This window comes from Pseudomonas sp. 44 R 15 (assembly GCF_900004965.1).
In the GTDB taxonomy this organism is placed as follows: domain Bacteria; phylum Pseudomonadota; class Gammaproteobacteria; order Pseudomonadales; family Pseudomonadaceae; genus Aquipseudomonas; species Aquipseudomonas orientalis_A.
Map to the genome: position 1 here is coordinate 82,911 of NZ_CVTU01000099.1, position 22,428 is coordinate 105,338.

Sequence of the window (22,428 nt, forward strand, 5' to 3'; positions counted from 1 at the left end):
TTCTGAATGAACGCGGTGCCTGTGAGTTTTTCGCGAGCAAGCTCGCTCCTACAGAGGGCGGCATTAGGGCAAGCCCCCTCCCATACGTTGATTACGTCAGGGACGCGGGGCGTAGGCGAATACGTCGGCGCGCATCTGGTGCGCATCCATCCCGGCGTCGACCAACGCATCCAGCGTGCCGTAGATCATCGCCGGTGATCCGCTGGCGTACACGTGCACGGCCTTGAGGTCGGTAATGTCTTCGCACACGGCTTCATGCAGCAAGCCGCAGCGCCCTTCCCAACCGCACAGGTCACTGACGACTTTGTGCAGGAACAGGTTGGGCAGTTGCCGCCATTGATCCCAGTGCTCGATCTCGTAGAAATCTTCCGGGCGACGCACGCCCCAATACAGGTGCACCGGGTGCTTGAAGCCGGAAGCCCGGCAATGCTCGATCAGGCTGTGCATCTGGGCCATGCCCGTGCCGGCGGCGATCAGCACCAGCGGCCCGTCCGGCAACTGGGCCAGGTGGGTGTCACCGAACGGCAGTTCAACCCGCGCCATCCGGTTGCGCTGTAGCTGCTCCAACAGGTTGCGTGCGCTGTCCTCACGGGCCAGCACATGCAGTTCCAGCTCGCGGCCGCAGTGAGGTGCCGATGCCAGGGAAAACGCCGACTTCTCGCCGTTCTCACGCTCGATCATCAGGTACTGCCCGGCGTGGTAACGCACCGCCTTGCCAGCCGGCGCCCGCAGGCGCACGCGCCACACATCGCCGCCGACTTCCACGCATTCGCTCAACTGGCACGACAATTTGCGCACCGGCAACTCCCCCGGCGCCAGCACGCCATCCCACAACACAATGCAATCTTCCAACGGCTCGGCGATGCAGGTGTAGAACTCACCATGATCGCGCACTTCACCGCCCTGCTGCACACGGCCCTCCACCAACAGCGCCGCACACACGTGGCATACGCCGTTGCGACACGCCTGCGGGCATTCGTAGCCCAGGCGGCGCGCGCCGTCGAGGATGCGTTCGCCGGGGTTCAGTTCCAGTACCGCGCCGGAAGGTTGCAGGGTTACACGCATCAATCTATTCCCAATTCTTTCCAGATTGCATCGACGCGAGCAGTCACGGCGTCATCCTTGACGATGACCCGGCCCCACTCGCGGGTGGTTTCACCCGGCCATTTGTGAGTGGCATCCAGGCCCATTTTCGACCCAAGCCCCGACACCGGCGAAGCGAAGTCGAGGTAATCGATCGGCGTGTTGTCGATCATCACCGTGTCGCGCTTGGGGTCCATGCGCGTGGTAATGGCCCAGATCACGTCGTTCCAGTCGCGGGCATTGATGTCGTCGTCGGTGACGATAACGAACTTGGTGTACATGAACTGTCGTAAAAACGACCACACACCCAGCATTACCCGCTTGGCATGGCCTGGGTACGACTTCTTCATGGTGACGATGGCCATGCGGTACGAGCAACCTTCCGGCGGCAGGTAGAAGTCGGTGATTTCCGGAAACTGCTTTTGCAGGATCGGCACGAACACCTCGTTCAACGCCACGCCAAGGATGGCCGGCTCATCCGGCGGCCGGCCGGTGTAGGTGCTGTGGTAGATCGGCTTGATCCGATGGGTGATGCGCTCAACGGTGAACACCGGAAAGCTGTCGACTTCGTTGTAATAACCGGTGTGGTCACCGTAAGGCCCTTCATCGGCCATTTCACCGGGATGAATCACACCTTCCAGGATGATTTCGGCGGTGGCCGGCACTTGCAGATCGTTACCGCGACACTTCACCAGCTCGGTGCGGTTACCGCGCAGCAGGCCGGCGAAGGCGTACTCGGACAGGCTGTCCGGCACCGGCGTCACTGCGCCCAGAATAGTGGCCGGGTCGGCGCCCAGCGCCACGGAGACCGGAAATGGCTGGCCCGGGTGTTTTTCGCACCATTCGCGAAAATCCAGGGCGCCGCCACGGTGGCTCAGCCACCGCATGATCACCTTGTTGCGGCCGATCACTTGCTGGCGGTAGATGCCGAGGTTCTGGCGGTCCTTGTTCGGACCTTTGGTGACGGTCAGGCCCCAGGTGATCAGCGGGCCGACGTCGCCGGGCCAGCAGGTCTGCACGGGGAGCATGGCCAGGTCGACGTCATCGCCTTCGATGACCACTTCCTGGCACACCGCGTCCTTGACCACCTTGGGCGCCATGGCAATGATCTTGCGGAAGATCGGCAGCTTCGACCAGGCGTCCTTCAAGCCTTTGGGCGGCTCGGGCTCCTTGAGGAAGGCCAGCAGCTTGCCGATCTCGCGCAGTTCGCTGACCGCCTCGGCGCCCATGCCGAAGGCGACGCGCTCGGGTGTGCCGAACAGGTTGCCGAGCACCGGAATGTCGTAGCCGGTCGGGTTCTCGAACAACAGCGCCGGGCCCTTGTTACGCAAGGTACGGTCGCAAATCTCAGTCATTTCCAGTACCGGTGAAATCGGCATCTGGATACGTTTCAACTCTCCGCGCTGCTCAAGTTGCTGCACGAAATCCCGAAGATCCTTGAATTTCATTAACCATGCCACCCGTAAAATAGGCGTACATCCTACCTGCTCTCGAGGCGGCTGGCAGCTTAATTGGCCGTCAGCCCCCGTGACTGCAGCGAACTGAACAGCGGTTCCATAAAGGCCTCGATATGCCGCGCGCCCACTTCAGACAGGTGGTTATCGTCGGTGTACAGCGCACGCCCGTTGAGCTCGACCCGGCACAAGCCATCGGTGCCGCACAGCGAGGGCGCCGGGTCCAGCACCGCGACGCCGCTGTCGGCGGCCGCCAGTTCGTCGAACAACTGACTGATAAACGCCTGGCGCTTGAGATGCTTGGCTACGTCGAGACCTTCGCCGTCAAACGGTCGGTGCATCATTGCCAGGCGACTGAGACGGTAAGGCACGATGATTTCCTGCAGCGGCACCTCCTTGACCAGCCAGACCTTGTGCCCCGCAGCGCGCAGCGCCTGAATGCGCTCGCGCATCCCCTGGGCAAAGCGTTGCTCAGCCACAGCCTGCACGTACTCGCCGGTGCTGGGGTCTTTGAGCGCATGCTCTTTGTCACCCGACATTTGCCCGTAGACATACAGGCTCCAGCGCGCCGCCAACACCACATCGCTGATTTTCTTTTCGGCCATCGCCTTCTCGACGCGATGGTTGAAATGCGCACACCGGGCAATGTTCTCAAGGCCATCCAAGGGGATGCAGCCGGCAAAGCTGGCTTCAATCACGCTGATATCATGGCGATCAGCGCCCTCTTTGAGCGCCGGAATCAGCGCGGTGGCGTGACTGTCGCCCCATACCAGCGCCGAAACCGACTGACTTTTGGGACCGAAATGGCAGAACAACCGCTCATCGGGCGTGTCCTTGTCAGCCATGCACGCCATCAACTCCGGGCTCCACTTCTTTGCCTTCGCGAAAATCAACGCCTGCTCAGACAAGCGCGACGGCACACCGTCGAATTCACGGATCGCCAAGCCAGTAAAGCCCAGCCCCAGGATGCCGACCACGGCTGAAGCAAGAATTGCCTTACGCGAGGCCAGCAAGCGTTTTTCCCGGAACGGCGTTTCCACGAAGCGCCAGGACAGGTAGCCCAGCACCAACGAGAGCAGCATCAAGCCGGCCAGTTCCAGGACGCTCAAGCCATCCACCGCGGCATAGCTGGCGTACACGAACACCGGCCAGTGCCACAGGTACCAGGAATAGGAAATCAGCCCGATACCGACCATCAGCCGCGTACTCAACAGGCGCCCGACCCAGGTGTGCTGCTGCCCGTTGGCCCAGATCAACCCGACCACGCCCAGCACCGGCAATAGCGCGGCCGGACCGGGGAACGGGGTTTTCGCGTCGTAACCGAATACCGCGATCAGGATCAGTGCCATAGAGGCCAGGCTGACCCCCTGGGCCAGGGCAGGCGAAGCGCGCCATTGATATTTGGGCATCACCGCCAGCATCGCACCGGCCAGTAATTCCCAGGCACGCAGGTGCAGCAGGAAGAAGGCTTTTTGCGGCTCGTGCTCAACCGCCCAGACGCTCATGCCAAACGAGCCCAGCAGCACCGCGAACAGCGCCAGGCGCCAGTGCTTCAGGCGAGCTGAAAGCAGCGTGAGCAACAGCGGGAAGAAAATGTAGAACTGCTCTTCTACCGCCAGCGACCAGGTGTGCAGCAGGGGCTTTATGTCAGAAGCTGCATCGAAGTAGCCATGCTGGCGCGAGAACAACAGGTTGGAGGTAAAGGTCACCTGATAGTGCGCAGACCGCCCCAACTCTTCGTAGTCCTTGGGCGCCAACAGAAACCAGCCCACCGCGAGTGTGGCCGCAATCATTACGAACAGCGCCGGCAGGATGCGCCGTGCGCGCCGAGCCCAGAAGTCGATGAAACTGAAGCGCCCGGCCTGACGCTCACGCCAAATAATGGACGTGATCAAAAAGCCGGAAATGACGAAGAAGACATCGACGCCAACGAAACCGCCGGTGAGGCCAGGAACGCCGAAGTGAAACAGCACGACTGCGAGGACAGCGATGGCACGCAGGCCGTCAATGTCCCTGCGGTAAGCAAGAGTGGTCATAAGAATTGTGGTCAGTCTGTGACGAAAGGAGTGAGCGTAGTCGCGGATACAATTTTTGTTACTTAACGGACACTTATGCCATAAAAAACGATGAATCTCGACGCAAAAAAAATGGCGCCCCGGGCGGGACGCCATTTTTCGGACCTGAAACGCCGTATTACTTGCGTTTCATCGACAGGAAGAACTCGTCGTTGGTCTTGGTGGTTTTCAGCTTGTCGATCAGGAACTCGATAGCGGCCACTTCGTCCATCGGGTGCAGCAGCTTGCGCAGGATCCACATGCGCTGCAGTTCGTCGTCGGCGGTCAGCAACTCTTCGCGGCGCGTGCCGGAGCGGTTGATGTTGATGGCCGGGAACACACGCTTTTCAGCGATACGACGGTCCAGGGGCAGTTCCATGTTGCCGGTACCCTTGAACTCTTCGTAGATCACTTCGTCCATCTTCGAGCCGGTTTCAACCAGCGCGGTGGCGATAATGGTCAGCGAACCGCCTTCTTCGATGTTCCGCGCGGCGCCGAAGAAACGCTTTGGCTTCTCCAGGGCGTGGGCATCGACACCACCGGTCAACACCTTGCCGGAGCTCGGGATCACGGTGTTGTAGGCACGGGCCAGACGGGTGATGGAGTCGAGCAGGATCACCACGTCTTTCTTGTGCTCGACCAGGCGCTTGGCCTTCTCGATGACCATTTCGGCAACCTGTACGTGACGGGTTGGCGGCTCATCGAACGTCGAGGCAACCACTTCGCCACGCACAGTGCGCTGCATTTCGGTCACTTCTTCCGGACGCTCATCGATCAACAGTACGATCAGGTGAACTTCAGGATTGTTGCGCGCGATGTTCGCTGCAATGTTCTGCAGCATGATCGTTTTACCGGCTTTCGGCGGCGCGACGATCAGGCCACGCTGGCCCTTGCCGATCGGCGCGCACAGGTCGATCACACGACCGGTCAAGTCTTCGGTGGAACCGTTGCCGGCCTCCATCTTCATGCGCACGGTCGGGAACAGCGGGGTCAGGTTCTCGAAGAGAATCTTGTTTTTCGCGTTTTCCGGACGATCGAAGTTGATCGTGTCGACCTTGAGCAGGGCGAAATAACGCTCGCCTTCCTTCGGCGGTCGGATCTTGCCAACGATGGTGTCGCCGGTGCGCAAGTTGAAGCGACGGATCTGGCTCGGCGAGACATAGATATCGTCTGGGCCGGCGAGATAGGAAGCGTCTGCAGAGCGGAGGAAGCCGAAGCCGTCCTGGAGAATCTCCAGCACGCCATCACCGGAGATTTCCTCGCCGCTTTTCGCGTGCTTCTTGAGCAGGGAGAAAATCACGTCCTGCTTGCGCGAACGGGCCATATTTTCTATGCCCATTTCTTCGGCCAGTTGGAGCAGGTCGGTAATCGGCTTTTGCTTGAGTTCAGTCAGATTCATATAGGAATGACGTAATCATTTATGGAGGGGGGAAATTAAGCTTTTGGCTTAATGAGGCCGCGCCGCAGAGAAGGCGACAGGATCGCGTACTAATCGAAAAGGAATGCGTCGGCGACGGCTTGCAGGGGGCAGTGGAGAAACCAGTGCGGGGCCGAATGTACCACCTGAATTTCGGAGCGTCTAGCCCTGTTTTACGAAAAAGCCCCGAGATTTTCGGGGCTTTTTTGGCGACGCTTAGATGTTGGCGTCGAGGAAAGCTTGCAGCTGGGACTTCGACAGCGCGCCCACTTTAGTGGCTTCGACGTTGCCGTTCTTGAACAGCATCAACGTTGGGATACCACGCACGCCGTGCTTGGCAGGGGTTTCCTGGTTGTCGTCGATGTTCAGCTTGGCAATGGTCAGCTTGCCTTCGTAAGTGGTTGCAATGTCGTCCAGGACCGGAGCGATCATTTTGCAAGGGCCGCACCATTCAGCCCAGTAGTCAACCAGCACCGGGCCGGCAGCCTTGAGTACTTCGGCCTCAAAGGTCGCGTCGGTGACGTGCTTGATAAGATCGTTGCTCATGGATGTCTCCGGATTGTAAGCAAAAAAAACGTTGCCCATCATAGCCGCCCTTCCCCCGTTCAGGAAGCCGCCTCTGATTGAGTGTTGCTATGGCCGCGCATGACTTTGAATATCGCCCGCTCACGGCGAGACAGGTGTGACGAAGGCAATGCCCGTGCGCATCGCCGCATTACGTACATGTTCCTGCATGGTTTTCTGCGCTGCCGCACTGGTGCGCCGGGCCAGGGCGCGCAGGATCTTGCGATGTTCCTGCCAGGTTTCCATGGCGCGTTCCGGCCGGATGAACGGTAGTTTCTGGCTTTCCAGGAAGACCTCGGCGCTGGCGCTCAGGATACTCACCATCGCCTGGTTGCCGCTGGCCAGCAGGATGCGCCGATGAAACTCGAAGTCCAGCCGGGCGGCGCTTTCAAAGTCACCGGCCTTAAGCACCTTGCGCATTGCTTCGACATTGTCCTGGAGGCTGTCGAGTTCATCGGTGGTCAAGGTGACCGCCGCCAAACCGGCTGCGAACCCTTCAAGGGCGTAACGCAGCTGGAAGATATCCAGCGGCGTGGCCTGCGTCGCAAACGGCCAGGCGAGTTCGGACGGCGGCTGCGGTACCTGCACGAACACGCCCTTGCCCGGCTGCACACTGACCACACCCAGGGCGCTCAAGGACGATAACGCCTCCCGCAACGACGCCCGACTGACGCCCAGGCGCAGCGCCAGATCACGTTGAGAAGGTAATGCATCGCCCGGCCCGAAGCCCTGCTCCTTGATCAGTTTACGGATGGCCTGCAGGGCCGCCTCCGGTACGGCTTGGGCGATGGAATTCATGGAAAACTCAAGGTTGCAGTCGATTGAGTGACTAGTTGTAAAGCTATTCATGTCTGCCGGCAAGCCACGCCCCAAAGGGGCTCGCGCGCTTTTCACGGCGCTCGAAAAGGGTGCGAAAAGCTCAACGACTGTTCAGACCAGTAAGACCATCTCATCTCAACGACTGCGTGCCTTTCAGATGATTCCAAGAGGGCTGGCATGGGCTGTGCACTGAGCAAACTCAGAAAATTCCTTCGCCCTTCTCGGAGAGTTGCCATGACCAAGCGCTACAGCGCCCTGCTCACTGCCCTGTTTGCCAGCCTGATGCTGAGCCAGGCACCCGCCCAGGCCAACGGTCTGGACGATATCGTCGCCCGTGGCACCCTCAAGGTTGCTGTGCCGCAGGACTTCCCGCCATTCGGTTCGGTAGGCCCCGACATGAAACCCCGCGGCCTGGACATCGACACCGCCAAGCTGTTGGCCGACCAACTCAAGGTCAAGCTGGAGTTGACCCCGGTCAACAGCACCAACCGCATCCCGTTCCTCACCACCGGCAAGGTGGACCTGGTGATCTCGAGCCTGGGCAAGAACCCCGAGCGCGAAAAAGTCATCGACTTCTCCAGGGCCTACGCACCTTTCTACCTCGCCGTATTCGGCCCGCCTGACGCCGCCGTCAGCAGCACCGACGACCTCAAGGGCAAGACTATCAGCGTGACCCGTGGCGCCATCGAGGACATCGAGCTGACGGCTGTCGCGCCCAAGGAGGCGACCATCAAGCGCTTTGAAGACAACAACTCGACCATCGCCGCCTATCTGGCCGGCCAGGTCGACCTGATCGCCAGCGGCAACGTGGTGATGGTGGCGATCAGTGAGCGCAATCCCAAGCGCGTACCGGCGCTGAAAGTGAAGCTCAAGGACTCGCCGGTGTACGTCGGCGTGAACAAGAACGAGCCGGCGTTGCTGGAGAAGGTCAACCAGATCCTGGTCGCGGCCAAGGCCGACGGCAGCCTTGAAAAGAACGCGCTGCAATGGCTCAAAGAGCCCTTGCCTGCCGACCTCTAAGCCGGAGTTGATCCATGGCGTATCAATTTGACTTTATGCCGGTGCTGGCCAACACCGACCTGCTGTTGCGCGGCGCGCTGTTCACCCTTGAGCTGACGGCCATCGGCGCGATCCTCGGCGTGGCCCTGGGCACGCTCGGCGCCGTCGTGCGGGCGTGGAAGATCCAGCCATTCGCCTGGTTTTTCGGGGTGTATGTCGAGTTGATCCGCAACACGCCGTTCCTGGTGCAGCTGTTCTTCATTTTTTTCGGCCTGCCCTCCCTGGGGCTGAAGATCACGGAATGGCAAGCCGCAGTGCTGGCGATGGTGATCAACCTGGGCGCCTATTCCACCGAGATCATCCGTGCCGGCATCCAGGCCGTCCCGAAGGGGCAGCTGGAAGCCGCCGCCGCACTGGCGATGACGCGTTTCGAAGCGTTCCGTCATGTGGTGCTGCTGCCGGCACTGGGCAAGGTGTGGCCGGCCCTGAGCAGCCAGATCATCATCGTGATGCTCGGCTCGGCGGTGTGTTCGCAGATTGCCACCGAAGAGCTGAGCTTTGCCGCCAACTTCATTCAATCGCGCAATTTCCGCGCCTTTGAAACCTATGCCCTGACCACCCTGGTGTACCTGTGCATGGCGTTGATGATTCGCCAGTTGCTGAACTGGATCGGCCGCCGCTATGTGATGAGGAACAGTCGATGAGTGATTTTTCCTTCTGGGACATCGTGCGCAACCTGCTCACCGGCCTGCAATGGACGCTGTTGCTGTCGCTGGTGGCGTTCATCGGCGGGGGCCTGATCGGGTTGCTGGTGATGACCCTGCGCATCAGCAAAAAGGCATTCGCGCGCAACGTTGCGCGCACCTATATCGAGCTGTTCCAGGGCACGCCGCTGCTGATGCAGCTGTTTCTGGTGTTCTTCGGCGTTGCCCTGCTCGGTGTGGATATCTCGCCGTGGCTGGCGGCAGCCATTGCCCTGACCCTGTTTACCAGCGCCTACCTCGCCGAGATCTGGCGCGGCTGCGTTGACTCCATTGCCCATGGGCAGTGGGAGGCGTCGGCCAGCCTGGCGCTCAACCCTCTTGAACAACTGCGCTACGTGATCCTGCCCCAGGCCCTGCGTATTGCCGTGGCGCCGACCGTAGGGTTTTCGGTGCAGGTGGTCAAAGGCACCGCCGTGACCTCGATCATCGGCTTTACCGAACTGACCAAGACCGGCGGCATGCTCGCCAACGCCACCTTCGAACCTTTCATGGTCTACGGCCTCGTGGCCCTCGGTTACTTCCTGCTCTGCTACCCCTTGTCCCTCAGTGCGCGCTACCTGGAAAGGAGACTGCATGCCTCTGCTTAGAATTTCTGCCCTGCATAAATATTACGGCGATCACCACGTGCTCAAGGGCATTGACCTGACCGTTGAAGAAGGCCAGGTGGTGGCGATCATCGGCCGCAGTGGCTCGGGTAAATCCACCTTGCTGCGTACCCTCAATGGCCTGGAGTCGATCAACGACGGCGTGATCGAAGTCGATGGCGAATACCTCGACGCCGCCCGCGCCGACCTGCGCAGCCTGCGGCAGAAGGTCGGCATGGTGTTTCAACAGTTCAACCTGTTTCCACATTTGACCGTGGGCGAGAACGTCATGCTCGCGCCGCAGGTGGTGCAGAAAGTGCCCAAGGCCAAGGCAGCGCAGTTGGCTAAACAGATGCTGGAACGCGTGGGTCTGGGGGAGAAGTTCGATGCCTTCCCCGACCGCCTGTCTGGCGGCCAGCAGCAACGTGTAGCAATTGCCCGCGCGCTGGCCATGTCGCCCAAGGTGCTGTTGTGCGACGAAATCACCTCGGCCCTGGACCCGGAACTGGTCAATGAAGTGCTCAGTGTGGTGCGCCAACTGGCCAAAGACGGCATGACGCTGATCATGGTGACCCACGAAATGCGCTTCGCCCGCGAAGTCGGTGACAAGCTGGTGTTCATGCACCAGGGCAAGGTGCATGAAGTGGGCGACCCCAAGGTCGTGTTTGCCAACCCGCAAACGCCCGAGCTCGCAAACTTCATCGGCTCCGTGGAACAGCCGGGCTGACCAGTTCAAAACTACCCTGCCCTTCCAACAGCGTCTGGCTGCGTACTTGCAAGGCGTCGGCGGGCAGGTCGGTGTCGATGTCGACCTGGGCCGTCAAGCGCTGGCCTGTCACCAGTCCCCCTGCGGCACGGGCCACCAGGACCTGTCCGGGCAATAACTGCCCGCCCGCGCCGCCATCAGGCTGGCTCATCATCGCCCATTCGACGGGACGCCCATCCACCTGTGCATGCTTGAGGCTCAACCGCAGTCGGCCCTGCTGGCCGAAGCGGAACGTTTGCCCATCGGCGGCACCGATAAACCGCAACGCCATTGCCGATGGCTCGACACACAACACGTTGAGCTGCAGCGATCGCGTACCGAGCGTGACCGTAGCGCTTTCGGCCAACGCCTCCCTGCGAATGACACCGTAGTCAATACGTGGTTGGCTCAACGACAACCGGCAGTTTTCGGCCCGTGCCTCCTGGGCCAGCAACACCGTACAGAACAGCGCAGCGGCGATGCTTGCGAGCTTACCGACCATGGCACACCGCCGCAGTGGTTTCGAAGAACTTGTCATTGTCAGGCTGGCCTCCAGGTGAAATGTTCAGCAGGCAACTGGCAGAGTCCGGCAGTAAAACCTTCAGGTCCTGCAAGTCGTTCACGTCATTGAGAAAGATCGTGCCCTCGCCCACCACGCTGGTCAGAAAACGATCGCCCTTGCCGAACACCGCAGCTCCCTGGGGCAATGGCCGACCCTGATCATCCGTGGCGTTGACCAGCATACGGCGCACTTTCACCACATCGAATGCCACCGTGTTGACGGAACCGCGACCTGCGGCAAGCACCCGGGTGCCGTTCTTCAAATCAACGCGCTTTGGCAAGGACTGGGTTTGCACTTCGATGTGGCTGTTGGTGTAGGCAGGCAAGCCAGGAAGCACAGCCTGGCCGGTGAAGTCGGTCCATACGGGGCCTTGCGGGGTGTCGATTTTGGCAGCACCAATGTCGCCTACCGACGCAATACCGAAGGTGTCCTGCACCGTGTAAGGCGAGAAGGTGATCCCACCTCCGTGAGCGACCACACCACCTTGCAATTGCCCGTTATAACTGGTGCCCAATGAGTCGCGACTGGCACCCAGACCGACTCGGGTATAACGCGGCGTGAGATCTACCTGGCCGCGCACCGATTGCTCCCTCGCACTGAGGTCGCGCTCGACGCCCACCTCGTAATTCACATACTCGTTGACCCGCTCATTGAGCGCCGTACCGGCACGGGATTGCCCCCCACGGCGGCTGACATAGCTGCTCACGCGACGATCAACGCCCAAGGGCACGCTGACCTGCAACCGCAAGGACAAGTCATCCTCGCGCACGGTGTCGCGCCGGCTACGATCCCGCGCAGCGTCACGGCGGGACTGGGTGCTGCCGACCTGGGAGTCGGCAATCAACGCAACATCGGCGTAACGGAACGACTTGTTCCATGACGCGAATACATGTTCGCTCGATTGTCCGTCAAATTGAGCGTTGTGGTTATAGTTCAGGGAGAACGCCCCCAGGGTGGGGTCGACCCATGTCACGCCCGCCGTGTATTGATTCTTGAAGCGCGATTCCAGCACATCGCCCTCGAGGGGCTGGCCGACCTCGACCACCTCGCGATAGCCCCGGGTCTGGCTGGTGGCGCTGAGATTGAGATCGATGCCAGCGGAGACCGGGCTGCTCACGGATACGCTACTGCGTGAACCGGACACCGCATTACGGCTGTCGCGGGACAGCTTATGGCGCGCGCCCACCGAGACCCGCTGGAAAAACACACTGCTCAACGTGCCACCTGCCGACCAGTACTCGTCGCTGCTCAACAAGCCGAAACCGGCGGATGAGTCACGCCCCAACGCCCAGGTCCCGCTGCCCATTGCGACAATGGGCGAAGGGCCCTCACCCTGCGTTTCTTCACGTACCTTGCCCAGGGAAAAATAATAACCAGGCGCCGCCGGCACGGCGCCGGCGAACGAAGCCGCCGGCACCACGAAGCTGCGTCGGGCTCCGCGCACGTCGATCACGCTGACCTCAAGGTCGCTCGTGCCATTGAGCAACGGCAAACCGGTCAGTCGGAAAGGCCCCTCGGGCACCAGCGTACTGTGGATCAACACACCGGACTGCCGCACCTCGATGCGCGACTGGCTCTGGGCCAAACCCTCCACCACGGCATTATTGCTGCCTGCCGGCACGCGCGACTGCCCGTCGGGGGAAAACTGCACACCCGACAGTTGGATGCCGCCAAACAATGGGTTGTTGCTGGAAAGCTGGCCAGCCTGGAACGTCGACTGCAATGCGGCGATGTCCCGCTGCGCATAGGCATACAGGTGCTCATTGTGCGCCACGCCATTATCGGAGACATAGAGTTGACGACTGCGAACAATCCAATCACCCAAGTTGAAACCCGCTTCGGTGTAGGCCGATACGAACCGGTTGTTCCCGCCGCGCGAATGGCTGTCGAAACCTTGCACGTCATAGTTGAACAGCGCCGCCGCCCCGCCCCGGGCAAAATCGCCGGCTTCCCACTGCGGTCCGCGCAATGATGAAGTGGGCACCACCAGCGACACCTCGTCGTTGCCCGGGCGCAGCCGCACCATGGTGGTAGGGAAGGCTCCCAGGAAGTCATGGCACGCCTGGTCGGCGGTGGCGCCCTTGCGCACGACCCCATCAGGCTTTACCAACCCGGCTTTTTCCAGCAACGCCGGGGTAAAGCACAACTGCCCATTGGCATCGAACTGCGCGTCCACCAACCCGAGCGGGTTGCCATTGACTTGCAATCCCACCACCTGGGTGCCCTCGCGAAAGCGCGCCGCCGTGCGAAAGTAGTCCGAGACTTTCGGGTCAATACCGTGCGTGGTCAATGCCGCCAGGTCAAAGCCCTCGCCCAACTCCAACGCCGGGACAACGCCAGGCAAACTCCAGAGTGTCGCGACCCCCACGAGCAGGGTGGGTCGGCGGGCCCGTAAAGATGTTCCAGTTCGGTGATTCGACAGGTTGGTCATGGGTTGATCAACCCCCATCGGCAGTGATCGGGGCCCGGTAGTTTTCTACCGAAAAGCCGTAGATCGTGGCCGGCTGAATCTCAATGCCGGTGAGTCCCTGCAGGGGGCCTTCAACCTTCACCGCCAGCGCTTCGCCCGGCAGGATGTAGGTGCGTGGCAACGTAGCCAGGGTTCCCTGTGGCAATAACCGGACCTGTGGTGCCATGCGCACCACATAAGCGCTGTCGTTGTGAACCGACAAGCGTTGCCCTGTGCTCCGCCACTTCAACAGTTCCCAGGGCGTGTGATGAACGGGCAGACCCTGGGGATGCAGGATCAGCGGCAAGTTCTGCCGCAGGGTGATACCAATGGTCGCACCGCCCGCAGCACGCGCCTGGGGGATGCCTTCAAAAGTTACGCGCTTTAACCGCTGAGTCTTCAAAGGTGCCTTCAAAGTGCTGATAAAACGGACCAGTTGCGTCTCTCCCGCTTCCACCCGCGCAATAGGCGGCGTTACGATCAAAAGCGGTTCCATATCTTCAGGCACATTTTCTATTACCGAATGCAGTAATGCTGGCGCCGCGTCGGTATTCTTGATGTTTATAGTCGCTTCACCCTGCTCTTCGTTCAGCACAATGACCGTGGTTTCGGGCAACATGCCATCTGCCACCGCAACACCGACAACACAGAGCATCAACATTGCAAATAATAAGCGCATATTTTTTAATACTGGACGACTGGACACACTGTGCTCCCCACAACCTTAAAGTTGACTGCTGATCGCCGGCCGCGCATAAAAAACAGTCGATCAGAAACATCAAGCCTCTTGATCGACTGTCGTTATGTCGCTTAGATGTAACTCAGTTCAAGTGTTGCGCGCCCATCCAGAGTAACGTCGCGGCTCAGGTCCAGGTCCTGGCCTTTATTGATAACCGCTCGCACCGTGATCGTCCCGGTCAACTGGGAGATCGCGGCAGGCGTGGGCGATGAACCACTGCGCCAGGAATATTGACTAGGCGACTGTGCAACCTTGCCATCGCTGTTTTGCCAGGCGCCACTGCTGACACGCATGATCGGAGACAGCGTTGCGCTCGGCGAGCGCAGGTCCTTGAGGGTCACGGCAAAACCACCGGTCTTGCGACCGGCCACGGTGCCCAACCCAAAGTTCTGCGCCTCGGTGTAACCTCCCCCGAGTGCCGCGAGTATGCCCGTTACCTTGCTGCCGGCTTGCAGGTCGACAAACTTGAGCCCGAACTGCGCCGGCGTATTGCCACAGCTGACGGTGATAGGCGTGGTTTTTTCGCCAAGCGCGTTGAACGCCGTCTGGGACAGTTGACCGGAGGGAATATCGCCGTAGTTGATAATGCCGCCGCCGCTCATGCTGAGGTTGCAGGCAGCGGGCTTGATGACGCCCCTGACGATCAGTTCGGCGCTGGTGGCAGCATGGGCACCGATGTTTGCCGCCATGCAGGCGAGACCCAGGGTCAATCCAACAATTTTCTTCATATTCGACCTGTCACTTAAAGTTATCAGGTGCTTTCTGTTGTCGTCTTGGCGGCTCCATCGCCAAACACCTTATCTTCCCGGACATGCACAACGACACATAGATAACACCAAGGCACAATTGCCGGATAACAGTGTGTCGCTTTGGCGCCGCATTAAAGAATCGGATAAAACTACGACCACTGTAAGAACAGTAAAAATTTCAGGCTACCTAATAACAACTTCAAGGTAGGCCAAGACAAATTAATAGCTGGAATAACCAAACGCACTTTGTAGGAATAATCAAAATCCGGCATTACTACAACCAGAGTTAAAAACCCCTACAAAACTAAGTCACTACTCAGCAGCTATCATGGGATATCACCCTACATATCTCACAAGATATCCCCGCAGACAGCTTCAGAAAAATTACCGAAGCACAACGCGTTGGCTCCAGCGGTCGATCGTGGCACGATGGTTGGGTTATCGACCGAGATCCCCAAACCATGCCGCAATCCCAAGCCAAGAATCTGTCCCTGATCGCAGCCATCGACCTGGGCTCCAACAGCTTTCACATGGTCGTGGCCAAGGCCCAGAACGGTGAAATCCGCATCCTTGAGCGGCTCGGCGAGAAAGTGCAACTGGCTGCCGGGATCAACGACGAACGTCAGCTCAATGAAGAATCCATGCAGCGTGGGCTCGACTGCCTCAAGCGCTTTGCGCAACTGATCAACGGCATGCCCCCTGGCGCTGTACGAATAGTGGGCACCAACGCCTTGCGCGAAGCCCGCAACCGCAATGAATTCATCCATCGCGCCGAGGAAATCCTCGGGCACCCGGTAGAGGTTATTTCCGGCCGCGAAGAAGCGCGCCTGATTTACCTCGGGGTTTCCCATACGCTGGCCGACACCCCGGGCAAACGCCTGGTCGCGGACATTGGCGGCGGCAGCACCGAATTCATCATCGGCCAGCGTTTCGAACCCCTGCTGCGCGAAAGCCTGCAGATGGGCTGCGTCAGCTACACGCAGCGTTATTTCAAGGACGGCAAGATCACCCCGGCGCGCTATGCCCAGGCCTACACGGCGGCGCGTCTGGAGATCATGAGTATCGAACACGCCCTGCACCGCCTGAGCTGGGATGAAGCCATCGGCTCCTCCGGCACCATCCGTGCCATCGGCCTGGCGCTCAAGGCCGGCGGCCATGGCACTGGCGAGGTGAATGCCGAAGGCCTGGCGTGGCTCAAGCGCAAGCTGTTCAAGCTGGGGGATGCCGAGAAGATCGACTTCGACGGCATCAAGCCTGACCGCCGCACCATCTTCCCGGCGGGCCTGGCGATTCTTGAAGCCATCTTCGACGCCCTCGAACTGCAACGCATGGACCACTGTGACGGCGCCCTGCGCGAAGGTGTGCTCTATGACCTGCTCGGTCGCCATCATCATGAAGACGTGCGTGAGCGCACCCTCAGTTCGCTGATGGAGCGCTACCACGTCGACCTGGAGCAAGCGGCGCGCGTCGAGCGCAAAGCCCTGCATGCCTTCGACCAGGTGGCCGACGACTGGGACCTGCAAAACGGTGTATGGCGCGAACTGCTGGGCTGGGCCGCCAAGGTGCACGAAGTGGGCCTGGACATCGCCCACTACCACTATCACAAGCACGGCGCCTACCTGATCGAGCACTCGGACCTGGCCGGATTCTCACGGGAAGATCAGCAGATGCTCGCGCTGCTGGTGCGCGGTCACCGCCGCAATATTCCCAAGGACAAGTTTGCCGAGTTCGGCATGGACGGCATCAAGCTGATTCGGCTGTGCGCGCTGTTGCGCTTTGCAATCCTGTTCCACCACATCCGCGGCACCCAGGAAATGCCCCAGGTGAAACTGCGCGCCGACGGCGACAGCCTGGAAGTGATGTTCCCCAAAGGCTGGCTGGACGAAAACCAGCTGACCCAGGCGGACTTCGCCCAGGAAGCGGAGTGGCTGACGCGGGTTGGGTTCAGCCTGAACTTGCGCTAACCAAATGTGGGAGGGGGCTTGCCCCCGATGGCAGTGGGTCAGTTTACAAATAAGTGACTGACCCACCGCTATCGGGGGCAAGTCGAATCGTCGCACCGCCCCTCCCACATTTTTCACACCGCGCTGGGCTCTAGTTCACCGTCAGGATCGGGCTGCCCAGCTTCTCCAGCAGCGTCGCCTGTGCACTGCGCGCGTTCTGGTTGCCGGTCGGCGTGTTGCGTACATACCGCCCGTCCGACTGCAAACTCCAGCTATGGGTGTTGTCGGTCAGGTAGCTTTCCAGCTCCTTCTTGACGCGCATGATCAGCTTTTTGCCTTCCACCGGGAAACAGGTCTCCACACGCTTGTCGAGGTTGCGCTCCATCCAGTCGGCGCTGGAGAGGAACATCTGCTCTTCGCCGCCGTTCAGGAAGTAGAACACCCGCGTGTGCTCCAGGAAGCGGCCGATGATCGAGCGCACATGGATGTTATGCGAGACGCCGACAATGCCCGGGCGCAGGCAGCACATGCCACGTACCACCAGGTCGATACGCACGCCCGACTGGCTGGCCTTGTACAGCGCGCGGATGATCTTCGGATCGGTCAGCGAGTTGAATTTGGCGATGATGTGCGCCGGCTTGCCGTCGAGGGCAAACTGGGTCTCGCGGGCAATCATGTCGAGCATGCCCTTCTTCAGGGTAAACGGCGCGTGCAGCAGCTTCTTCATGCGCAAGGTTTTGCCCATGCCGATGAGCTGGCTGAACAGCTTGCCGACGTCTTCGCACAAGGCGTCGTCGGAGGTCAGCAGGCTGTAGTCGGTGTAGAGCTTGGCGTTGCCGGCGTGGTAGTTGCCGGTGCCCAAGTGAGCGTAACGCACGATCTCACCGGCTTCGCGGCGCAGGATCAGCATCATCTTGGCGTGGGTCTTGAAGCCGACCACGCCGTAGATCACCACCGCACCGGCCGCTTGCAGACGGCTGGCCAGTTGCAGGTTGGACTCCTCATCAAAGCGCGCCCGCAGCTCGATCACTGCGGTGACTTCCTTGCCGTTACGCGCAGCATCCACCAGCGCATCGACGATTTCCGAGTTGGCGCCTGAGCGGTACAGCGTCTGGCGCACGGCCAGCACGTGAGGGTCCTTGGCGGCCTGGCGCAACAGGTCGACCACCGGCGTGAACGATTCGAAGGGGTGCAGCAGCAGGATGTCCTGCTTGCTCACCACGCTGAAGATGTTCTCGCTGTTCTGCAGCAGTTTCGGGATTTGCGGCGTAAACGGCTTGTATTGCAGCTCCGGATGGCTGTCCAGGCCGGTGATGCTGAACAGGCGCGTCAGGTTGACCGGGCCATTGACCTGATACAACTCGGATTCGGCCAGGTTGAACTGCTTGAGCAGGTAGTCCGACAGGTGTTTGGGGCAGGTGTCGGCCACTTCCAGGCGCACCGCATCGCCGTAGCGCCGCGAAAACAGCTCGCCGCGCAGGGCACGCGCCAGGTCTTCGACGTCTTCGGAGTCCAGCGCCAGGTCGGCGTTACGGGTCAGGCGGAACTGGTAGCAGCCCTTGACCTTCATGCCCTGGAACAGGTCATCGGCGTGCGCATGGATCATCGACGACAGGAATACATAGTTATCCCCAGCGCCCCCCACTTCTTCGGGTACCTTGATGATGCGTGGCAACAGACGCGGCGCCGGGATGATCGCCAGGCCCGAGTCGCGGCCGAAGGCGTCGATGCCTTCCAGCTCGACGATGAAGTTGAGGCTCTTGTTCACCAGCAACGGGAATGGGTGCGTCGGGTCGAGGCCGATCGGGGTGATGATCGGTGAGATCTCGTCACGGAAGTAACGGCGCACCCAGGTCTTGATCTTGGTGGTCCAGTGACGGCGACGGATGAAGCGAACCTGATGTTTTTCCAGTTCCGGCAGCAGGATGTCGTTGAGGATCGCGTATTGGCGGTCCACATGGCCGTGCACCAGTTCACTGATGCGCGCCAGGGCCTGGTGCGGTTGCAGACCGTCGGCCCCGGCTTGCTCACGGGCGAAGGTAATCTGCTTCTTGAGGCCGGCGACCCGGATTTCGAAGAATTCGTCCAGGTTGCTCGAGAAAATCAGCAGGAATTTGAGCCGTTCCAGCAACGGATAGGACTCATCCAGCGCCTGTTCCAGCACGCGGATGTTGAATTGCAGTTGTGACAGCTCGCGGTGGATGTACAGGCTGCTGTCATCCAGGTTGGTGACCACGGCAACCGGCGCCGGCGCCGGCGCTTCGGCAACCACCGCAGGCGGGGCCGGCTCCAGCTCCGGCGGGGTCTCGGCGACTTGTTCAACCACCGGATGAGCGTCTTTTACGGCAACTTCTGTAAGTCCTTCGGTATTCATGAGTGTTCCTGTGAGGGCTATTGTTGCTCTCTAAGCAATTGGGCAGCGCGGGCGGCGAAGTAGGTCAGAATGCCATCAGCGCCGGCACGTTTAAAGGCTGTCAGGGATTCGAGGATCACCCCTTCACTCAACCAACCATTCTGGATTGCGGCCATGTGCATGGCGTATTCACCGCTGACCTGATAGACAAAGGTCGGCACTTTGAATTCCTCTTTGACCCGGCAAAGGATGTCCAGGTAAGGCATCCCTGGCTTGACCATGACCATATCGGCGCCTTCAGCCAGGTCGGCCGCCACTTCGTGCAGGGCTTCCTGGCTGTTGGCCGGGTCCATCTGGTACGAAGCCTTGTCGGCCTTGCCCAGGTTCAGGGCCGAGCCCACTGCCTCGCGGAAGGGGCCGTAATAGGCGCTGGCATACTTGGCCGAGTAGGCCATGATCCGCACGTTGACATGTCCGGCCAGCTCAAGCGCTTCGCGAATCGCCTGGATGCGACCGTCCATCATGTCCGACGGCGCCACCACCTGGGCACCGGCCGCCGCGTGAGACAAGGCCTGCTTGACCAGCGCATCGACGGTGATGTCGTTCTCGACGTAGCCTGACGGATCGAGGATGCCATCCTGCCCATGGGTGGTGAATGGATCGAGGGCCACGTCGGTGATCACCCCAAGCTGCGGGAAACGCTCGCGCAGGGCGCGGGTGGCGCGCTGGGCGATGCCCTGCGGGTTCCAGGCTTCGGCCGCGTCAAGTGACTTGAGTTCCGCAGGCGTTACCGGGAACAGCGCCAGCGCCGGAATGCCCAGCGCCACCCAATGCGCGGCTTCTTCAAGCAGCAGATCGATGCTCAAGCGCTCCACCCCTGGCATCGAAGCCACCGCTTCCCGGCGATTTTCACCGTCCAGCACGAATACCGGCAGGATCAGATCATTCGTCGTCAGTACATTTTCACGTACCAGACGGCGCGAAAAATCATCACGACGGTTACGACGCAGACGCGTGGCGGGGAACAGCCGATTGGCGGGGGTAAAGCTCACGACAGACTCCTGAGCCCGCGTTTACGGGCGAGCGGTGCAGTTATAAGCGGCCATTATGACGAACGAATGACAGTTGTGCTTATCGATGCGACCTGTAGTCACATTCTGCACTGACATAGGAATTGTTCACTTCGTGACACATCTCGATACTTTCATGAATCTTCGTGAAGGCGTAGGCTGCGCGTTCATTTCGCCAGCACCCTAGACCATGCTTCAACAATTTCTGCATGACTTCGGCTACTTTGCCCTCTTCCTCGGCACGTTCTTCGAAGGCGAGACCATCCTCGTACTCGCAGGCTTCCTGGCGTTTCGTGGATACATGGATATCAACCTGGTGGTGGTCGTTGCCTTCTTCGGCAGCTACGCCGGCGACCAGCTTTGGTACTACATGGGGCGCAAGCACGGCCGCAAGTTGCTGGCGCGCAAACCGCGCTGGCAATTGATGGGCGACAAGGCGCTGGAGCATATCCGCAAGCATCCGGATATCTGGGTACTGAGCTTTCGCTTCGTCTACGGTTTGCGCACGGTCATGCCCGTGGCGATTGGCCTGTCCGGCTACCCGCCCCTGCGCTATCTGATCCTTAACGGTATTGGTGCAGCGATATGGGCGGCAGCGCTGGGGGCTGCGGCCTACCACTTCGGCGCAGTGCTCGAAGGCATGCTCGGCAGCGTCAAGAAATACGAGCTGTGGGTGCTGGGCGCCTTGCTGGTGCTGGGTTTTGGCCTGTGGCTGCGACGCCGCTTCAAGAATGCCCGCATCGCCCGCGAGGCATGCGCCGAGGCCAAGGCTCGGCGCGCTGCCGAACCCGCGCCGGTCGAAACGCCTAAGACGCCAGACGCGTAAGCCGGCCCCTGCAGCAGTAGAGGCCGATCACGCTGAGCACGCTGTAGCTCGCCAGGCCCAGCCAGCCCAGGTTGCCGGCGGGCCACAGGCCGACCCACGGGGCCAGCCCTGCCAAGGGCACATTCAGCCCCAGGCGCACCCACTCGGCCTTCAGCGACCACGGGCGATTCTCCAACGCGACCCCCAACGTGAACAGCCCCAACGCCATCGCTCCCCAGCCCAGGACCAGCGCCTCCGTGGGCAGACCTTCGCCGATATTCATCAGATAGCTGCCAAACCCCACGTAAACTGCGAATTGCAACGCGACATAAACCTGTTGGCGTCTGTCCAGCGGCACCTCGAATTTGCGGAACCGGGCCAGGTCCGGCTTGGCCAGCGGATACTTGGCTTTGACGTCTGCGGGGCGCCAGCCGGTGCGCATAAACCAGATGCGCAACTTGTCCCAGTGGCTTTCAGTACGGCGGGCATCGTTCCACAGCTGCGCATAAAACTGCAGGTTTGCCCACAGCGGGTTCCAGCTGGCCAGGGGCGTGGTTACACCGAAGATCACCGGCTCGTTGTCATCTTCCTCCTGGAACGTGCCGAACAGCCGATCCCAAAAAATGAACACCCCGCCATAGTTGCGATCCATGTAGAGAGCGTTCTGTGCGTGGTGGGCCCGATGATTGGACGGGGTGACGAAGAACCATTCGAACCAGCCGAGCTTGGGAACGTGACGTGTATGGACCCAGAATTGATACAGCAGGTTGAGCGAAGCCACGCTGATGAACACCACCAACGGCACACCGAGCACGGCCAGGGGCAGGTAGAAGATCCAGCTCAGCAAGAAGCCGGTGCTGGTCTGGCGCAGCGCGGTGGTGAGGTTGTAGTCCTCGCTCTGGTGGTGCACGGAGTGCGCAGCCCAGAGGATATTGCGCTCATGGCCCATGCGATGCAGCCAGTAATAGCAGAAGTCGTAGAACACGAATGCGAACACCCAGGTCCAGGCACTCCGGGCCGACAACTCGATCAGCGCCAGGTGCTTGAGGGCGAACGCGTAAGTCAAAAGGCCCACACCTTTGGTCAGCAACCCGGTTGTGGTGGACAGCACCCCGGTGCTGAGGCTGTTGATGGCATCCGCCACTCGATAGTTGCGCGCACCGCGCCAGCGGTCGGCCAGCAGCTCAACCACGATCAACGCAATGAAAAACGGTACCGCGTAAGGCACGAAGTCCATGGGCTAGTCCGGTCTTTTTTTGTTACAGCAAGATTAGG

19 protein-coding genes are annotated in these 22,428 nt (G+C 60.4%); 6 read left to right on the forward strand and 13 right to left on the reverse strand.

Translation table 11 applies throughout. The annotated features are described in order from the left end of the window. Positions 1 to 96: 96 nt before the first annotated feature. The 6 genes from BFP93_RS16590 to BFP93_RS16615 form a co-directional block, all read right to left on the reverse strand. On the reverse strand, positions 97 to 1,065 hold the full coding sequence (locus BFP93_RS16590) for a CDP-6-deoxy-delta-3,4-glucoseen reductase (protein ID WP_065893903.1): 969 nt from the start codon (positions 1,063 to 1,065) through the stop codon (positions 97 to 99). After that, complete coding sequence (ubiD, locus tag BFP93_RS16595; protein ID WP_065887012.1) at positions 1,065 to 2,531, reverse strand: 4-hydroxy-3-polyprenylbenzoate decarboxylase; 1,467 nt, start codon at positions 2,529 to 2,531, stop codon at positions 1,065 to 1,067. The genes BFP93_RS16590 and ubiD overlap by 1 nt, the downstream gene beginning before the upstream one ends. Before the next feature lie 59 nt (positions 2,532 to 2,590). Next, positions 2,591 to 4,573 (reverse strand): acyltransferase family protein, encoded by a 1,983-nt coding sequence (locus BFP93_RS16600; protein WP_065893904.1) that lies wholly within the window; start codon positions 4,571 to 4,573, stop codon positions 2,591 to 2,593. Positions 4,574 to 4,730: 157 nt separating this feature from the next. Beyond that, the gene (rho, locus tag BFP93_RS16605; protein ID WP_003176825.1) at positions 4,731 to 5,990 is read right to left on the reverse strand and encodes a transcription termination factor Rho; all 1,260 of its coding nucleotides are present in this window, start codon (positions 5,988 to 5,990) and stop codon (positions 4,731 to 4,733) included. A gap of 234 nt (positions 5,991 to 6,224) precedes the next feature. Then, positions 6,225 to 6,554: a thioredoxin TrxA gene (gene trxA / locus BFP93_RS16610; protein ID WP_015886460.1), complete on the reverse strand. Its 330-nt coding sequence runs from the start codon at positions 6,552 to 6,554 to the stop codon at positions 6,225 to 6,227. 120 nt (positions 6,555 to 6,674) lie between these two features. Next, positions 6,675 to 7,370, reverse strand: a complete 696-nt coding sequence (locus BFP93_RS16615) for a FadR/GntR family transcriptional regulator (RefSeq protein ID WP_065893905.1) — start codon at positions 7,368 to 7,370, stop codon at positions 6,675 to 6,677. A gap of 255 nt (positions 7,371 to 7,625) precedes the next feature. Here BFP93_RS16615 and BFP93_RS16620 point away from each other — a divergent pair, with 255 nt between their 5' ends. From BFP93_RS16620 to BFP93_RS16635, 4 genes are read left to right on the forward strand one after another with little or no spacing between them, the layout of a single operon-like run. Then, a complete protein-coding gene (locus BFP93_RS16620) occupies positions 7,626 to 8,411 on the forward strand; it encodes a transporter substrate-binding domain-containing protein (protein WP_065887009.1) in 786 nt (261 codons plus the stop codon). A gap of 14 nt (positions 8,412 to 8,425) precedes the next feature. Next, positions 8,426 to 9,094 carry an amino acid ABC transporter permease gene (locus BFP93_RS16625; protein ID WP_065887008.1) on the forward strand — a complete coding sequence of 223 codons (669 nt, stop codon included), beginning with the start codon at positions 8,426 to 8,428 and terminating at the stop codon, positions 9,092 to 9,094. Beyond that, positions 9,091 to 9,741, forward strand: coding sequence for an amino acid ABC transporter permease (locus BFP93_RS16630; protein ID WP_065893906.1), 651 nt, complete (start codon positions 9,091 to 9,093; stop codon positions 9,739 to 9,741). Before BFP93_RS16625 ends, BFP93_RS16630 begins: the two co-directional genes overlap by 4 nt. Then, positions 9,728 to 10,465, forward strand: a complete 738-nt coding sequence (locus BFP93_RS16635; RefSeq protein WP_065887006.1) for an amino acid ABC transporter ATP-binding protein — start codon at positions 9,728 to 9,730, stop codon at positions 10,463 to 10,465. The genes BFP93_RS16630 and BFP93_RS16635 overlap by 14 nt, the downstream gene beginning before the upstream one ends. Here BFP93_RS16635 and BFP93_RS16640 read toward each other — a convergent pair. The 4 genes from BFP93_RS16640 to BFP93_RS16655 all read right to left on the reverse strand — a co-directional run bounded on the left by BFP93_RS16640 (position 10,437) and on the right by BFP93_RS16655 (position 14,961). Then, the gene (locus tag BFP93_RS16640; protein ID WP_065893907.1) at positions 10,437 to 10,985 is read right to left on the reverse strand and encodes a hypothetical protein; all 549 of its coding nucleotides are present in this window, start codon (positions 10,983 to 10,985) and stop codon (positions 10,437 to 10,439) included. The genes BFP93_RS16635 and BFP93_RS16640 overlap by 29 nt on opposite strands. Next, complete coding sequence (locus BFP93_RS16645; RefSeq protein WP_065893908.1) at positions 10,975 to 13,476, reverse strand: fimbria/pilus outer membrane usher protein; 2,502 nt, start codon at positions 13,474 to 13,476, stop codon at positions 10,975 to 10,977. The genes BFP93_RS16640 and BFP93_RS16645 overlap by 11 nt, the downstream gene beginning before the upstream one ends. 7 nt (positions 13,477 to 13,483) lie before the next feature. Next, positions 13,484 to 14,173, reverse strand: coding sequence for a fimbria/pilus chaperone family protein (locus BFP93_RS16650; protein ID WP_083203321.1), 690 nt, complete (start codon positions 14,171 to 14,173; stop codon positions 13,484 to 13,486). 131 nt (positions 14,174 to 14,304) lie between these two features. Next, on the reverse strand, positions 14,305 to 14,961 hold the full coding sequence (locus BFP93_RS16655) for a DUF1120 domain-containing protein (protein ID WP_065893910.1): 657 nt from the start codon (positions 14,959 to 14,961) through the stop codon (positions 14,305 to 14,307). Between the two features lie 482 nt (positions 14,962 to 15,443). Between BFP93_RS16655 and ppx the strand changes: the two genes are divergently transcribed. After that, entirely contained in the window at positions 15,444 to 16,946 is a 1,503-nt protein-coding gene (gene ppx, locus BFP93_RS16660) for an exopolyphosphatase (protein ID WP_065893911.1), read from the forward strand. 130 nt (positions 16,947 to 17,076) lie between these two features. On the opposite strand, the gene ppk1 is transcribed toward ppx, so the two are convergent. Together ppk1 and hemB are read right to left on the reverse strand one after the other, a co-directional pair. Continuing rightward, a complete protein-coding gene (gene ppk1 / locus BFP93_RS16665) occupies positions 17,077 to 19,299 on the reverse strand; it encodes a polyphosphate kinase 1 (protein WP_065893912.1) in 2,223 nt (740 codons plus the stop codon). A 17-nt stretch (positions 19,300 to 19,316) separates the two neighbouring features. Further along, on the reverse strand, positions 19,317 to 20,330 hold the full coding sequence (gene hemB / locus BFP93_RS16670; protein ID WP_065886999.1) for a porphobilinogen synthase: 1,014 nt from the start codon (positions 20,328 to 20,330) through the stop codon (positions 19,317 to 19,319). Positions 20,331 to 20,538: 208 nt separating this feature from the next. Between hemB and BFP93_RS16675 the strand changes: the two genes are divergently transcribed. Next, the gene (locus BFP93_RS16675; RefSeq protein ID WP_065886998.1) at positions 20,539 to 21,174 is read left to right on the forward strand and encodes a DedA family protein; all 636 of its coding nucleotides are present in this window, start codon (positions 20,539 to 20,541) and stop codon (positions 21,172 to 21,174) included. Here BFP93_RS16675 and BFP93_RS16680 read toward each other — a convergent pair. Then, positions 21,155 to 22,390 carry a sterol desaturase family protein gene (locus BFP93_RS16680; protein WP_065893913.1) on the reverse strand — a complete coding sequence of 412 codons (1,236 nt, stop codon included), beginning with the start codon at positions 22,388 to 22,390 and terminating at the stop codon, positions 21,155 to 21,157. The two genes, BFP93_RS16675 and BFP93_RS16680, sit on opposite strands and share 20 nt — an antisense overlap. Between the last annotated feature and the right edge of the window lie 38 nt (positions 22,391 to 22,428).